This window comes from Belliella marina, assembly GCF_042682445.1.
GTDB lineage: Bacteria > Bacteroidota > Bacteroidia > Cytophagales > Cyclobacteriaceae > Belliella > Belliella marina.
Map to the genome: position 1 here is coordinate 19104 of NZ_JBHUHR010000002.1, position 15667 is coordinate 34770.

Annotated in this window: 11 protein-coding genes; 1 reads left to right on the forward strand and 10 read right to left on the reverse strand. The window is 42.3% G+C overall.

The features are described from left to right. Window positions 1–8 precede the first annotated feature (8 nt). The 4 genes from ACFSKL_RS01365 to ACFSKL_RS01380 form a co-directional block, all read right to left on the reverse strand. Window positions 9–848, reverse strand: coding sequence for an amidohydrolase family protein (locus ACFSKL_RS01365; RefSeq protein ID WP_376882733.1), 840 nt, complete (start codon window positions 846–848; stop codon window positions 9–11). 280 nt (window positions 849–1128) lie between these two features. Beyond that, window positions 1129–2139: a zinc-binding alcohol dehydrogenase family protein gene (locus tag ACFSKL_RS01370; protein WP_376882735.1), complete on the reverse strand. Its 1011-nt coding sequence runs from the start codon at window positions 2137–2139 to the stop codon at window positions 1129–1131. 96 nt (window positions 2140–2235) lie between these two features. Then, window positions 2236–3888, reverse strand: a complete 1653-nt coding sequence (locus tag ACFSKL_RS01375) for an alpha-L-fucosidase (protein ID WP_376882737.1) — start codon at window positions 3886–3888, stop codon at window positions 2236–2238. 24 nt (window positions 3889–3912) lie between these two features. Continuing rightward, window positions 3913–4269 carry an L-rhamnose mutarotase gene (locus ACFSKL_RS01380; protein WP_376882740.1) on the reverse strand — a complete coding sequence of 119 codons (357 nt, stop codon included), beginning with the start codon at window positions 4267–4269 and terminating at the stop codon, window positions 3913–3915. 161 nt (window positions 4270–4430) lie between these two features. On the opposite strand from ACFSKL_RS01380, the gene ACFSKL_RS01385 reads away from it, so the two are divergent. After that, complete coding sequence (locus ACFSKL_RS01385) at window positions 4431–5438, forward strand: LacI family DNA-binding transcriptional regulator (protein WP_376882742.1); 1008 nt, start codon at window positions 4431–4433, stop codon at window positions 5436–5438. A 446-nt stretch (window positions 5439–5884) separates the two neighbouring features. Here ACFSKL_RS01385 and ACFSKL_RS01390 read toward each other — a convergent pair whose 3' ends face one another. The 6 genes from ACFSKL_RS01390 to ACFSKL_RS01415 all read right to left on the reverse strand — a co-directional run bounded on the left by ACFSKL_RS01390 (window position 5885) and on the right by ACFSKL_RS01415 (window position 15269). After that, window positions 5885–6739, reverse strand: a complete 855-nt coding sequence (locus tag ACFSKL_RS01390) for a fumarylacetoacetate hydrolase family protein (RefSeq protein ID WP_376882745.1) — start codon at window positions 6737–6739, stop codon at window positions 5885–5887. A gap of 228 nt (window positions 6740–6967) precedes the next feature. Beyond that, on the reverse strand, window positions 6968–7723 hold the full coding sequence (locus tag ACFSKL_RS01395; RefSeq protein WP_376882748.1) for an SDR family NAD(P)-dependent oxidoreductase: 756 nt from the start codon (window positions 7721–7723) through the stop codon (window positions 6968–6970). A 30-nt stretch (window positions 7724–7753) separates the two neighbouring features. Next, on the reverse strand, window positions 7754–9724 hold the full coding sequence (locus ACFSKL_RS01400; protein ID WP_376882750.1) for an alpha-L-arabinofuranosidase C-terminal domain-containing protein: 1971 nt from the start codon (window positions 9722–9724) through the stop codon (window positions 7754–7756). Window positions 9725–9837: 113 nt separating this feature from the next. Continuing rightward, window positions 9838–11202: a rhamnogalacturonan acetylesterase gene (locus tag ACFSKL_RS01405; RefSeq protein WP_376882752.1), complete on the reverse strand. Its 1365-nt coding sequence runs from the start codon at window positions 11200–11202 to the stop codon at window positions 9838–9840. After that, window positions 11180–13603, reverse strand: a complete 2424-nt coding sequence (locus ACFSKL_RS01410) for a glycoside hydrolase family 95 protein (RefSeq protein ID WP_376882754.1) — start codon at window positions 13601–13603, stop codon at window positions 11180–11182. Before ACFSKL_RS01410 ends, ACFSKL_RS01405 begins: the two co-directional genes overlap by 23 nt. A 403-nt stretch (window positions 13604–14006) precedes the next feature. Continuing rightward, window positions 14007–15269, reverse strand: a complete 1263-nt coding sequence (locus ACFSKL_RS01415; protein ID WP_376882785.1) for a glycoside hydrolase family 88/105 protein — start codon at window positions 15267–15269, stop codon at window positions 14007–14009. Window positions 15270–15667: the final 398 nt, after the last annotated feature.

Genomic DNA, 15667 nt, shown 5'->3' on the forward strand with positions numbered 1-15667 from the left:
ATTCCCTACTATAACTGATAAAATTCAATCGCATTATTTCCAAGTATTGCTTTTTGCTCCGTTTCAGATAGACTTGTAACATATTGATTTACAATTCCCAAAACCTCATTATATTCTCCCGACAAATTACAAACCGGCCAATCCGAACCAAACATCAACCTCTTTGAGCCAAAATTCTCCAAAATATAATCCATATATGGGACAAAATCACCATACTTCCAAGCCTTCCATTTCGTCTCAGTGACCATTCCCGAAAGTTTGCAATAGGTATTGTCGTTTTGTGCCAAATCCTTGATGCCTTTCTTCCATAAACCAGAGTCATCTCTACCAATTTGTGGTTTGGCTAGGTGATCCAAGACAAACTTTTGATGGGGCAACTTTCTTACAGCTTTGACCGCCGCATCCAATTGCTTTGGAAATACAAGGATATCATAGGTAAAACCATACTTGGATAACTGCCCTAATCCATTGAAGAAATCATCCCCCAATATAAACTCAGGGTCAGCTTCATCCTGAAGTACATGTCTGAATCCTTTGATTTGACTATATTTGGAATATTCCCCCAACTGATCTTCTAGGTCTTTTGCCTTTAAGTCCACCCAGCCTACTACTCCTTTTATAAAACTGTGTTTCCTGGATAGCTCCAGCAAAAACCTCGTTTCAGCATCACTTTGATCTGCCTGAACAGCTACACAGCCATCGATTTGGTTTTTTTTCAAAATAGGCTCCAAATCTTCCGGCAAGTAATCCCTTTTCAAGACAGCCATAGAATCATCAATCCAAGCATGCTTTTGGGAATCATATTTCCAAAAATGCTGATGCGCATCTATTTTATGTGATTTTTCCAATTCATCTATCGTGATTATGAGTTAATTTTTATTCTTGGCAAAGCACTATATTCCAAAGTCATTTAGTTAAGAGACGAGACCTGTCAGGTTTAAATATTTCAATGACCTCTCTTGACAAATGAGATACTGTTCTTTTTTTAACAGAAAACCTGAAAGGTCTTATCTAAACGACTTCGAAATGTAACCATATTGGGTGGATATTTTTGGTCTGTGGGGACACAAGCCAAGGTAGCTGGTATGTAGAGACACAGACAAAGGGTAAAACCCCTTCAACTTGATTTCAGAAATTGATCACCGCTTTGATTACCTGGGACTCAGGTTTCACCCAGCTGTCAAACACCCCAATCATTCCCTCGAAGTCCGATTCGTGCGTAATAAAGGAATCCGTCGGGAATTTCTTTTCTGCAAGCATCGAAATGACAAATTCGAAATCCTCCATGGTAGCATTTCTGCTGCACATGATGGTGGTTTCCTTTGCATGGATGGCTGGGTGGCTGAATACCAACTCACCCTTCGAAAGCCCCACCAAGACATACCTTCCTCCATGGCTCATATAGTCTGGCCCCGATTCCAGTGCCCTTTTATTGCCTGTCGCATCAAATACAGCCTGGCAATTTGCCCCTCCTGTCATCGATTTGATCTGTTCGAGTGCTGATTCTCCTGCCAAAACACCATGGTCAACACCGATTTCACCCAAAGCATACTGGATTCTTTGTTCATTGATATCCAAGGCTATGACAGCAGCCCCTTTACTTTTGGCGATTGCCATGATTGCCAAACCGATTGGGCCACAACCCATCACCAAGACACTCTCTCCTGCCTTGATATCTGCTCTTCTGATGGCGTGGGCAGCTATGGCGAGTGGTTCTACCAATGCCATTTCACTGTAGTTGAGCTGGGGTGTTTTGACCAAAGCCCACTCCGGAACACAGAGGAATTCCTGCATCCCTCCATCGACATGCACACCCATCACGCGCATGTTGACACAGCAATTTGTCTTGCCTGACTTACAGGCAATGCAATTTCCACAATGAAGATAAGGTATCAAAATAGCCTTATCGCCATTGACAAACACTTTTGACCCATTTGCATCGGCAACTTCCGTAGCCAACTCATGTCCCAAGATCCGGGGATAGGAGAAATAGGCTTGGTTGCCCGAGTAAGCATGGATATCTGTACCACAGACACCAATTTTTTTGACAGCAATCAAAATCTCCCCTTCGCCAGGCTTTGGTTTTTCCTTTTCTTTCAGAGAAAAATGTCCCGGATTCTCACATATTATATATTTCATAAAACTAATTTCTTACATTTTTAGATTCTTCTCCAACATCTACTTCTTTGTGATAATGTTCAAGGTATTAAAATAATCAATCTGAGACTTGTCAAATTATTTTTGAAAGATCTTATATACAACTGCGATTTCATTGAGAGCCTCTTTAGGCGCTTCTATATGGAGTTGATCTTTTTCAAGCTTCCATTTGACCTTCTCCGAACTTCCCAGAAGTTCTATTTTCTTGATACCTTTTGAAAAGGGAGACATAGACCCCAAATTTTTGATTTTGATGTCTTCTTCTGGACTACCCATTAAAGTAGCATATAAAACATCTCCCTTTTGGTTGAACCTGATATCATTGGAGTTCATTTTGACTTTTCCTTCATTGAAGCCTTGGGCACTGATAGGATTTTCTGTTTCGGCAGATGGGCCTTCTCCGAAGACATCCCATGGCCTAGTTCCGAAGATGCTTTCTCCATTGATTTCGATCCATTTACCGATGTTTTCGACGATTTCTACCTCTTTTTCATCTATACTTCCGTCGCCTTTGACCGGTACGTTCAATAGGAGGTTGCCATTTTTGCTGACCACATCCACCAGCATGTGGATCACATCCTTTGCTGATTTGTACCTATCCTGCTGATAGACTGCTTCATTGTAATGCCAATTGCCTATACACGTGCAAGTCTGCCATCCAATATCCTGAATGGCATCTGGAGCACCTCTTTCCACATCCCATACCAAGCATTCCTTTTGCTCATCAGTCAGTATCTTGCCAAACAATACCGCATTGAGCTCGCCATTGTTTTGCTTCATATTATTGTTGTAATAATGCGCAGCAATCTTCAATCCCGCATCTGAAATCGGATACAAGGGTAGTGCAGTGTCATCAAAGTAAAGCAAATCAGGATTGAATTTATTGATCAAATCGATCGTTCGGTTGTAAAAATTCTCACTGTAAGCCACAGTCGGCACTTGCGCACCGTTATCCCAGTCCCACTGGCTATGAATGCTTGATACATCATGGCTATCCTTGCTGGGTTTGTGGTTTTGGGCATAGAGATCTTGTGGATCCAAGCCTTCCCACCAAGTGCCTTTACCATCTTCCCTAGTCAAAATACCATCGTATGGAACTCCCTTCAAGTCGCCCTCCCTGTCCGATTGCTGGGCAGTCTCATACCAAATCCATGCATGGGCAGCATGCACACTCAGCCCTAAAGGCAAACCATTGTTTTTGGCCGCTTCTGCCCATCTATGGATGACATCTGTCTTGGGACCAACATTGACAGTATTCCATTCATGGTATTTGCTATCCCACATATCCAGGTTATCGTGGTGGTTTGCCATAGCAAAAAAGTATTGTGCTCCTGCTTTTTTATACAATGCCACAAGTTTTTCCGGATCCCAATTATCTGCTTTCCAACTATGGATTACCTCCTTAAAACCAGCTTTGGAAGGATGTCCATAATTTTCCACATGCCAATTGTAGATGCGGCTACCTTGGTCATACATATGCCTGGCATACCAATCCCCCTGTCCAGGTTGGCTTTGAGGTCCCCAATGGGCCCAGATCCCAAATTTGGCATCACGAAACCATTCGGGGACTTCGTAGTTGGCGAGGGATTCCCACGTAGCTTCAAACTTGCCAGTTTGTTGGGGTTCATTGTTCGGACCGATCGGTGAAGGGTATTTTTGTTGAGCCAAAACTAACGGCTGGATCACCAGAAATAGGATCCATACCAACAGAATGCTTTTTGATTTTTTCATTTTATATGGGATAATGGTTTTGGTTCATTCTTGAATCGAATGTTTTGTCTTAGACAAATGAAAAATCCTTTTCATCAAAGTCCACTTTTCCCCTTCTTTAGCCCAAGGAAGCCGCTGTTGGTATTGGTCCATCAAAGCTTCCCATTCGAGCACCTTGGGATTGGAAGCGTCCATTTTGGCTTTATTCTCAAAGCTAAAACCATCCTCAGCCTCAATGACCATCAGCAATCTATTCCCGGTCCGGAAAATCTCCATGGCAACAATCCCGGAATCAAAAATGCTTTTCTTGACTTCAGGCCATGTATTTTTGTGCCATTCTTCATAGGAAGAGATACTTTTTGCATCATCTATCAGGTCAAGTGACAGGTAGTATTTGTTCATTTTGGGCAGAAAATTTTATTGTCTAAAGGTAATGTTAGGACAAATTTCTTTAGTATTCCAGTCAAACGTTTGCCTAAATTAAAACGGACCATCGTCATCAGGCCTAAAATCGGCAAATTGAATTGATTGGATAAAATTTGTACCTTGAATCATCATAGATTATGGAAAAGAAAAGAGTAAGCATCAGAGACCTTGCAGCTATACTTGGCGTCACTCCCTCCACCATATCCAGAGCTCTCAATGGACAGGGAAATATCAGTGAAAAACGCAGGGAGCAAATCACCAAGCTGGCGAAGGAACATGGATACAGACCCAATCACATTGCAAAAAGCATGGTGGCCAACAAGACCTTCAATATTGGGCTCTTGCTTCCGGAATTTACCCATAACTATTTCAACAAGATCTTGGCTGGAATCGAAAGTGTCACCTATCAGAAAGGTTATCAACTATTGATCTGCACTTCAGACGAGTTACAGGAAAAAGAGGAGAAATCATGCCTGACATTTCTGGATGCCAGAGTAGACGGAATATTGGCTACCGCAGGCAACAGCTCCGACGATCTTCGCCATTTTGAAAATGTATTGAAGGATGGAACTCCTCTGGTATTGTTGGACAGGATTTGCGAAGACCTCAATACTTCCTATGTGGTTACGGATGACTTTGAAGGTTCTTTTGAAGCAGTACAATACCTGATCGACTCGGGTTGCAGTAATATTTTGCATATCAAAGGACCTGATTATATTTCGACGAGTTTCAACCGAAAGCTGGGATATACCGAGGCTCTGAAGAAAAATGGCATGGAATACCGGGAAGAGTTTGTTCTGAAAGGAGACCAAAAAGCCTTTGAAAAGGATCTCAACGCTGTTTTGGACAAACACCCAATTGATGGTGTGTTTGCTTTCAGTGATTACTATGCCTACGATGTGATACAAATCTTGAACCATAGGGCTGTGAAAATCCCCGATGAGATTTCCATCATTGGCTATGCAGATGAACCTTTGGCACAGTATATCAGCCCACAGTTGTCCACAGTCAAGCAACCTGCCTATGAAATCGGTAAACATGCAGCCGAAATACTATTCAAAATAATAGAAGAAAAAACCGATGAAATCATCACAAAACAACTTAAAACCACATTGGTTTTGCGTGGTACGACAAAGGGAACTTGAGATGGTTTTTCCTTCTAGTTGAGTTCTTCAAACTATGAGGACAGGATTAATATTTAACTTTGTAAATATAGTCTAAGCTGGAAATTTCGAAGAAAATTTCAAAAATAGTGTAAACAAACAATTGTTGTGGCAGTATTTTTATGCCAGCTCAAAATCATCTTTACTCAATCTAAGTTTTGGATTATCTAGCTTCTCGATTGATTTTTTGATTTTTATTTGGTCAGAATGGGCTAAAAAAGTAGGTACTAAATCAGTTAAATCAATTTTTCATAAAACTATAAATCCAATGATATGGTTGCTAAATATTTTTTAACCACACCTCACAACCTACTCTTCTTTCGGTAAATTAGGCAGAAAAAATGGCTCTTTGATAGGATGAAACCCGTAGCCTAAAAAATCAAAAAGCCATCGAATGCGTACTCTGACACAATCGATAGCTTGATTCCTTACTTGTATGCTACTACTGCTTGCTTGGCAATTCCAAGACCGTCTATCCCAAGCTCTACGACATCACCTTCTTTGAGATATTGAGGTGGGTTTAAGCCCAAACCAACTCCTGATGGTGTACCTGTCGAAATCACATCACCTGGAAGCAATGTCATGTATTGGCTGATATAACTGATCAAATGTGGGATTTTGAAAACCAAATCCGACGTATTGCTGTCCTGCATCATCTTATCGTTTACTTTTAGCCAAAGCCTTAAGTTGTCAGGATTTGGAAGATCTTCTGGTGTGACCAAATATGGGCCTATTGGTGCAAATGTATCCGCACTTTTTCCCTTGACCCACTGTCCTCCGTGGTTCAATTGAAAATCCCTCTCGCTGACATCATTGTGCAAAGTATACCCTGCAATATGCTCCGCTGCATTTGCTTCATCCACATAGCTCGCTTTTTTGCCTATTACTACTGCCAATTCCACTTCCCAATCAGTCTTCACTGAGTTTCTTGGAATAATGATCTGATCAAAGGGACCACTCAAGGAAGAAGAAGCTTTCATAAACAAGACCGGAGACTCCGGCAAAGCCATTCCACTCTCCTTGGCATGCAGGGAATAATTCAATCCTACACAGATAATCTTCGATGGACGGGCAATAGGGCTTCCCAACCTTATGCTTTTATCAACTTTTGGCAAGCCAGCCTCATTGCTTTCCAGCCATGATTTTAGGCGGTTGATACCATCATTCCCAAAGAATGCTTCATTCCAATCTTCGCCAAAAGCTGAACAATCCAGCCATTCTCCACTTTTGTTTTCTATTCCCGGACGCTCCTGTCCTTCATTTCCAAATCTGATTAATTTCATATGTTTATAATTGTTTTTCAAAGTTCACCCCGATTGGTCGGGGCAGATTATGACCTGCCTGCCGTAGCAGACAAGCTCGATTTCTTCTGTACATTCTAATTTATATATCTCTCCGCTTTTGATACCAGTAGCCACATAAAATAATGTGCTCCGCTATTTATCAGCTACTGCCGTCTGTCAACCGTCGACACTCGTGCGCCGTGGCGTAGTCGACGATTAATAACCATGTTAATTTTTGATACTAACAAAACCTCCGTCTACCGGGAAATTAGTCCCAGTAATAAATGCCGCCTGATCGGAGCAGATAAAGTATGCTGCTTCAGCAACCTCATCAGGAGTTCCCATACGACCGATCGGTTGGGTTTTTGCAAGCTTGTCATACACTTCTTTTTCTTTTCCGGGGTAGTTTTTGGCCAAAAAATCGTCCACAAACGGCGTATGGATTCGGGCAGGAGAAAGGCAGTTGCACCTAATTCCTTCATCCACATAATCACATGCAATGGAATAAGTCATAGACAACACAGCACCTTTGGTCATCGAATATGCAAACCGGTCAGGTATCCCCACCGAAGACACGATGGAAGCCATATTCAAAATCACTCCTCCACGGCCCTTCATTCCCGGGATCACCGCTCTGGCACAATTGTAAATTCCCTTTACATTGATATTGAATAACCTGTCAAAATCTGCTGTTGTCGTTTTTTCGATGTTTCCTACATGGGAGACTCCAGCATTATTGACCAATACATCAATCGGGTTGGGGATTTTCCCAAACACCTCGTTCACCTGATCCTGGTCACTCACATCACAGGAAATGAAACCTACATGGTCATAAGTCTCCTTCAATTTTCCCAACACACTTTCGCCCAAAGCTACATTCAAGTCAAGCATGTAAACTATCGCACCCTGGGAAAGAAACTTTTTGGTGATTGCTAAACCAATCCCACTTGCCCCACCAGTGACAACTACCGTTTTGTTTTGCATATTATCCATTTTTCAAAGTTAACAAATCAATTATATTTTCAACCTGAACACGTTCACTGACTGTCCTTTCAGGCTCACTTCAATTGCTTTCTTCTGTACCGAAACACTCTTTTCTACTGGGACTATCTTTTTTGGCTCTTTCAAATTATGGGAAACTCCCAAATCATCTGATTGCAATTCCTGCCAAATCCCTTTTCCATTGCCTTTGTAGCTCCCCTTCAGCTTAACAGTAAATGCCTTTGCTTCCTCATTGGTATTGACAATTTTGAAAATCAGCTCTTTGGTATTTTCATCATAGGTAGAAGATGCATAGATACCATCTTCTCCAGCCAGAGTCTCCCCATTTTCTGTAATCTGGAGAATTTGAGTTCCCGGGTTTGTCGAAAACAGCTTTTGGACATAATAATTTGGAGTGGCATATACGTCAAGATTATCAAACCAAATCATATCCGGTGCCCACTGCCAGCCATCTACATGTGCCAAAAGCGGTGCATAAGATGCCAATCTAACAATGTCTGCATTTCTTTCCAAACCTGTCATAAACGCCGCTTCGGACAAAGCCGCTTCCCAGTTGTTTTTCTTCAAGGCATCTTTTTCGGTGGTGGAATGTGCCGCATATTCGCCTGCAAAAACCTTCGGTCCATTTCGGTCATAATCATCATAACGACGGGCCCCATTTCTAAACCACTCAGGTGATTTGTAATAATGCTCATCTATTAATTCGGCATTTCTCTCTGTGAGTGCTTTCCATAAGTAATCGAATTCATGGCCATCTGGCGAAGGTCCAGAGGTAGAAACGATCGTTATCTCAGGATAGGCAGCTTTGATGGCTTTCTCAAACACATCCGCCCTTTCTATATATTGAGGTCCCCAGTTTTCATTTCCAACACCAATGTACTTCAATCCAAAAGGCTCCGGATGTCCCATCTCTGCACGCTTTGCCCCCCAATGGGAATCCACAGAACCATTGGCAAACTCAATCAGATCCAAGGCATCTTGTACATATTCATCCAAGGCTGCAAGCGGTACGATTTCGCCGGAATTATACTGACAGGCCAATCCACAACTCAAAATCGGCAAAGGCTCGGCACCCAAATCTTCCGACAACTGGAAATACTCGAAAAATCCCAATCCGAAAGACTGGAAATAATCAGGGGCATTTCTATGGGCAAATTCAATATTCCATCTATTGATCATCGTCCCACGATCCTTCATTTCACCAATCGTGTTTTTCCATTGGTACCTGTTTTCCAAATCAAATCCTTCTACAATACATCCCCCAGGGAATCTCAAAAAACCTGGCTTCATGTCTGCCAGCAATTGAACGATGTCTTTTCTCATACCTCTTTTCCTTCCCATCCATGTATCCTCCGGAAACAATGAAATCATGTCAATATCCAACTCACCTTCTCCTTCCAAAATCACCCGGAAATTTACACCATCGGCTGTCTCGGAAGCATTCAGCATCACCTCGTATTCTTTCCAATCATCTGTAAGCTTTTCGATGCGTGTCTCTGCCAACACTTTTCTCCCTTGGGTAATTTGTGCATTGATTGCCAAATCTTCCCCCTTTGCCACTTTTGCGATAAATGTCAATCTGTAGTTTTGGTTCTCTTTGACAGCCATCCCTCTAAATCCTTCATTGGACATTCCAAATACCCCCTCATCATTCAGTCTCTGGAGTTGTAGGTATTTTTTGTTTTTGCTTTCGTCCATGTGCGGCTTGGTATAGTGGTAGCCCATCGCCCCATCTTCCTGCACACGCCTCCAACCCATAAATGGGGATGGAAACTCAAACGAATAATTCTTTATCATCTCGGCATAAAGTCCACCATCTGCGGCAAAATTGATGTCTTCAAAAAACAGACCCCACATATCGGGAGCGATGCCTGCACCTTTTTTATTGATGTCAATGTCCAATGTCTTGTGGGACGGACTTTGTGCTTGGATTCCTGCAATCGACAGCAGGAACAATGAGAAGGAAAGTAATCTAAATTTCATGGCATTTCAGGTTAACTAGTCAATATAATTAAGTGCTAAAGATAATTAATAAAGGTGCTTTAAACACTTAAAACATCCTAAAAAGCTTGGGCATTTATGGGTTCTTGAAAGAATCAATTACCATCGGGCTTTTGCATGGAGATTCTTCTGCTCAATGGCCAGTAAAAATCTTCAAAGCGCCTAGGTTTTGCTGGACTGTAATCAGATAAATGGGCTTTCAGATAATATTTCAAATCTAGATTGGACCTTTTCAGGCCTTCTATGACGCAATTTGCCAACTCAAAAGCACCGTAGGTACTGAAATGTGTATTGTCTGCAAAATCCTCCCGCTGTCCTTCAAACGTCCCCGCTGGAAAATGGACGAAAGCATTTTTGGAATAATCAGGACCGAGCGCTTCGAAGAGTACCTTGCTCATTGCGTTCAAATCTATCAGAGCGACATTTTCCTCCCCCGCTACTTGACGCATTGCTTCAGGATAGTCTCCCAAAGTATTGACGATCTTTCCTTCTTTGTCAAAGTTTCTTCTATACATGGACGTAACCAGTACAGGGATTCCCCCTTTCGACTTGGCTTCTTGGATATAATGTTTCAGTTCCTCTTTGTAGGTAGTAAATGGCTCTAAGTAATTCCCTCCGGGTTTTTGGTCATTGTGGGTAAATTCTATAAACAAATAATCTCCAGCTTTCATCAAACTTAGGATTTTCTCCAATCTCCCTTCACGTTTGAAAGCCAAGAGACTTTCCCCAGATTCGGCATGGTTGGCGATAGCCACCCTATCGGAATCAAAGAAAAATGGAAACATCTGACCCCATGCCGCCCATGGTTCGTTTGCTTGGTCAACCACCGTACTGTTGCCCGCCAAAAACACCGTAATAGCATCCTCCACTTGGGTGATTTCAACTGCACAGACTTTGGGGGAGTCTCCATTGAATTCCAAAGTGAGTTTTTTGTCCCAATGGAGATAATCTTTCTCACGCTCCTTCAGGGATACCTGCTTGGCTTTTCCCTGTATTTCAGGATGGCGTACATTGACCATAAACTCCCTTGAACTTACTTCTCCATCTTTGGTATCAAAATCGTCGATCATCATCCTTCGAGATTCCGCCCTGACTACATTTCCGGAATTGCCTTTGAGATCCCCAAAAGTCACTTTCACCCGGTAATTTCCCTCCGGTACATTTGCTGAAAAATAAAAGGGACTTGCACTTTGGATAAATCCATTTTTGGAAGCTTTCCCCTTCTTTCTCCTCACTGACTCAAGATCTTGAACCTCTTCAAAACCATAACCCTTTTCGTGATCAAACAAATCATTTTCAGAGACAGCTTGCCAGCCCCTTTTGGCTTTATCTGTCCCAAAATCAAATTTGTAATGCACCATCTCTTGTGCCGATACCCGAAATTCAGCTCCAAAAACAAGAATCAAAAGCCCAGTGAAAAAAGGTAGACGCTTTAGGTTAATCAAACCTTGATAATTCATAAGTATGGTTTTTAGTAGTTTTGAAATGGTTCAGATAATATGTTTTTCCATTCAATTCCAATATTTCCTCTTTGGCAGTGAGACCCTTTATGCGGATTTTTTCTTGTGTCAAAACAGAGCAGTCTGAACCTGATTTCGAAAGGATGCGTGCCTGGGTAAGCTGCCCTTTTTCCCAATCTATATCAACCTCAAAATTACCTCTTGCCAACATGCCTTTGACCGAGCCCTTGTCCCAGCTGTCGGGTAGTGCAGGCAAAAGCTGGATATTGTCCAGATGGCTTTGGAGTAGCATTTCCCCGACCCCAGAAGCACCGCCAAAATTCCCATCAATCTGAAATGGGGGATGGGTGTCAAAAAGGTTGTTTAAGGTAGAAGATCTCAACAATTCCTGATACATTTTGTAGGCATGGTTTCCGTCCAGCAACCTCGCCCAAAAATTCACCTTCCAAGCTTTGGACCAGCCGGTCCCCCCATCTCCACGACCTTCGAGTGTTACTCTACTGGCTTCCGCCAAATCTCTGTCAATCCAAGGCGAAATCTGTCGGCCAGGATGCATTCCAAAAAGGTGTGAAACATGTCTATGCTGCGGATCTTCATCTTCCCAATCATCAAACCATTCCACAAGATTTCCTTTCTTGCCAATCTTCAAAGGACGGAGTTGTTCCCTCTTTCCCTTGAGCATCGCTGCATATTCTTTATCAATCTCCAAGACCTCAGCCGCCTCAATGAGATTGGTAAACAAATCCCAAATAATCTCCATATCCATGGCAGAAGCGATGGTCACTGTCCCCTTGTAGCCTGTCGGATGGATATAGACATTCTCTGGAGAAGTGGAAGGAGCGGTGATAAGATACCCGTCTTTTTCCACCAACCAATCCAGACAAAATTCCGCTGCTGATTTCATCAAAGGATAGGCGGTGTGTTTCAGATACGCAGTATCCATAGTAAATCTGTAATGCTCATACAGATGCTGTGACAACCAAGGGCTCCCCAATGACCAATTGGCCCATTTGGGATCTCCAGTGCCTTCACCAACAGGATTTGTCTGTCCCCACAGATCCACATTATGATGTACAGCCCAACCTGACATGCGGTAATAGTTTTTTGCTGTTTCCTGGCCATTCTTTGCCATTCTTTGGATATGGTCGATCAGCGGCTCGTTCATTTCCGGCAGATTGCACATCAAGGCAGGCCAATAATTCATCTGTAGATTGATATTGACAGTATAATTGCTCCTCCATGGGGGCCGCACCTGATTGTTCCAGATTCCCTGGAGGTTTGCAGGCTGTCCATTTTGTCTGGAGGAAGAAATCAACAAATACCTACCAAACTGAAAATACAAAGTTTCCAAAGCACTATCTTTCTGGCCATCTTTATATTTCTTCAACCTCTCTGTAATCGGTAACTGCGGAACTTCTGCATTTCCCAACTTCAGGGATACCCTGTCGAAAAACGACCGGTAATCCTTGATATGGTTTTGCTTCAATATTTCGAAATCCAATTTACTGGCTGCATCTAGAGGTCCAAGCAATGCCGCAACCTCATCTTTGCCGTCTTTGTCTGGACATTTGTCGATGCCGTTGAAGCTTGTCGCTCCAGAAAGCAACAGCACTACTTCTGTGGCATTGGAAATGTGTAACAAAGAGTCCGATGAAAGCCGTCCGTCGTGCTGCATGACCTTCACCCGCCACTGAAATCGCATCCCTCTGCATGCTTCATCATCTACAAACTCAATTGCTTTGGGATTCCCATTCTCGTCGTCATTGATTCTCGCTTTGCCATAGAGCACCAGTTCCTGCCCATTATTGATTTTAGAAGTTGCTTCCAATTCATGCCTTGCTTCAAGGCTAAAATTCAAAGCTCCTTTATTGCTTGCATTCAGCTTGATCACCATTACCTGATCTGGTGCAGAAGTGAATAATTCACGTGTAAAAGTGGTTTCTCCCGCAGTAAAAACCGTTTTTGCTATGGCTTCACTGATATCCAAACTCCTTTCATAGCCCTCAACCTCCCCCTCAAAATGCTGATGGATCAGCAAATCACCAAAAGGCTGATACATCTGCGTATCTGGCCCTTGCATTTTTTTGAGCAAATTGACTGCTTCCGTATGATCATCATTGAAAAGTGCATTCCTGACCCCATCCAAGTACTGATGTGCCTGTGGGTTGGGATTCAGATCTACAGGACCACCAGTCCAGAGGGTTTCTTCATTGAGTTGGATCAAGTCCGTCTTGGTCCCACCGAAAACCATAGCACCTAGACGTCCATTTCCTATTGGCAAAGCTTCATTCCAGTCTTTGGCAGGCTGGTCATACCACAGCAGCAAATCATGTTTTTGTTGTGCTTGGGCAGTTGGGAAGATGGAGAAAAGCAAAAAAAATAAAACGGGTATGTTTTTCATAGCAATTAGGTAGTTTGGGTTTGAGAGCCAAAAGATATCCATAAAATCGAGTAAAAGCACTTCAAAAGACCCAAAAAAAGGGTGCAATTGAATTTTGCACCCTTTTTTCCAACTTTTATCCTAAAATGACCCAATAGAATTTTTTTATTCTAATGAGAGAGATGCTTTTAACAATCTCAAAGCGGGAATTAATGCCACTGGTCATTGAAGATACAATTGGTCTGTGAGGACACAGGCCAAAGCGTTTGTGTAGTTTCTCATTGATCATTATGGATAAAACTCGCTAAAGACCTTTCCTTTCTGATTTGAGTTTTTTCTTCAAACTGACATCCATTCCAATTCAGAGAAGCTGTTGACCGCAACTAGGTGTACAAGCTGTTGCCTATTGTCAGTTGACATTTTCCTATTTCACTGAAATCTGCAAAGAGCTATCATTGATCTCAAATTTCTTTTGCTTGAGCAATCTGATGACTTCCGCTCCGGCTGCCACTACTGGTCCATAACCATGTGCCGCAAATTTATTGACTGGTCTGTGGTAGTAAAATGCCGGATCAAATCCCATTCCTGTTCCTACACAAGTGCCTTCTACCTGACCTTGCTCATTGACCATAGTCGCTACAGCATTCCAAGCCAAGATTGCCATTGGAGCATGTGCCAAATCATCAATCCAGCCTTCATTGACGGCAGCTGCAATACAATAAGCATATATCGCAGTGGCAGAAGTCTCAAGGTAAGAATCGTTTTTGTCCAACAATTGATGCCAAAATCCAGATCCAGACTGCAAAGCCGCAAGTCCCCTCACATGCTTTTGCAACAGATCCAAGATCATTTTTCTTCCCGGATGGTTCTCAGGAAGCACTTTCAACACTTCGATTTTCGTCAACAGTGCCCAACCATTTGCCCTAGCCCAGTGGAATTCTGGGTGTACATCCATATCGGCAACCCATCCATGCATGTAGAGCCCTTTCTTTTCATTGAACATACGCTCAGAGAAAAGCTTCACCTGCTTCACAGCTTCGTCAAAGTATTTTTGCTCTCCTGTCTTCTTTCCCATCTGCGCTATGGCAGGCACGCTCATATACAAGTCATCCAACCAAAGGGTATTGTTCAATGGCCTATTTCTAGCCAATGTTCCATCTTCCAGCCTGAACTCCTTATTCATGATATAATCCATGAAATTCGAAACCAAGGGATTCACATCTGCTTCCAATCCATTGGCTTCTGTTTTGATAAATGAGGCACACAAGGCACCACAATCATCCAACGCACCCGGTGCAACGATGGAATGGAGTGCATGTCTTTTATTTCCCATTTTTTCAAAATGTGGATACAAATCAGCCAAAAATTTCACCCTGTTCTTTGTATAATCTGTATAGGACTGATCACCTGTTACTTCTCCAGCCAAAAGCATTGCGGAATAGGTGACACCCCATTCATAGCTCAGCAATCTAAAATCCCCCTTTTTCAAAACTGATTTTTCATCAACTTTGCTGAAATCTGTGATTTCAGCCCCACCCTCTTTTGTCAAGATGGTGGTATATGTGGTGTTTTCCAAGTATCCTTTCACCCTGTCCAACACAGCTTTAACTTCTGATACTTCAGGAGCACCATAAGGGGTTGGATAATCGGGTTCAAGCAAATGAAGTGGCGTGTTGCTATCATTCATTTCCTTTTCCGTTGGTGGATTTACCTCCGTAGTGTTGGAATTTTCCCCAGATTGCGGTTGGCAATTCATTAGAATAAACGCTGCCAATAGAAGCGTAAGTGGATTGGTAATTCTGGTTATCAGGTTGTTCATTGTGCTGTTTATAAATTCTGTACCTATTATATCCCCAAAAATATGCAAATCAGGCTAAAAACTTTCCTGTAGTGTCTGAAAGTGGCCACTTTATAGGGTAAATATCTGCAAATTCATCTGTTTGTATATTCAACCTTCGTATTCATCCAGATAATCTTTGTTGGTTATCAATAGATCTTTATCAGTGAAGAATAATGTTCAAGTTGTTTTTTAATATCTCGCCACAGGCATATTTCTATCTTATTTCATTTTTGATAACTACAAAA

Coding starts and splice junctions, on each gene's coding strand:
- ACFSKL_RS01410 (WP_376882754.1), bottom strand. CDS start 13,603: ATGAAAAACATACCCGTTTTATTTTTTTTGCTTTTCTCCATCTTCCCA.
- ACFSKL_RS01385 (WP_376882742.1), top strand. CDS start 4,431: ATGGAAAAGAAAAGAGTAAGCATCAGAGACCTTGCAGCTATACTTGGC.
- ACFSKL_RS01415 (WP_376882785.1), bottom strand. CDS start 15,269: ATGAATGATAGCAACACGCCACTTCATTTGCTTGAACCCGATTATCCA.
- ACFSKL_RS01380 (WP_376882740.1), bottom strand. CDS start 4,269: ATGAACAAATACTACCTGTCACTTGACCTGATAGATGATGCAAAAAGT.
- ACFSKL_RS01405 (WP_376882752.1), bottom strand. CDS start 11,202: ATGAATTATCAAGGTTTGATTAACCTAAAGCGTCTACCTTTTTTCACT.
- ACFSKL_RS01390 (WP_376882745.1), bottom strand. CDS start 6,739: ATGAAATTAATCAGATTTGGAAATGAAGGACAGGAGCGTCCGGGAATA.
- ACFSKL_RS01400 (WP_376882750.1), bottom strand. CDS start 9,724: ATGAAATTTAGATTACTTTCCTTCTCATTGTTCCTGCTGTCGATTGCA.
- ACFSKL_RS01395 (WP_376882748.1), bottom strand. CDS start 7,723: ATGCAAAACAAAACGGTAGTTGTCACTGGTGGGGCAAGTGGGATTGGT.
- ACFSKL_RS01370 (WP_376882735.1), bottom strand. CDS start 2,139: ATGAAATATATAATATGTGAGAATCCGGGACATTTTTCTCTGAAAGAA.
- ACFSKL_RS01375 (WP_376882737.1), bottom strand. CDS start 3,888: ATGAAAAAATCAAAAAGCATTCTGTTGGTATGGATCCTATTTCTGGTG.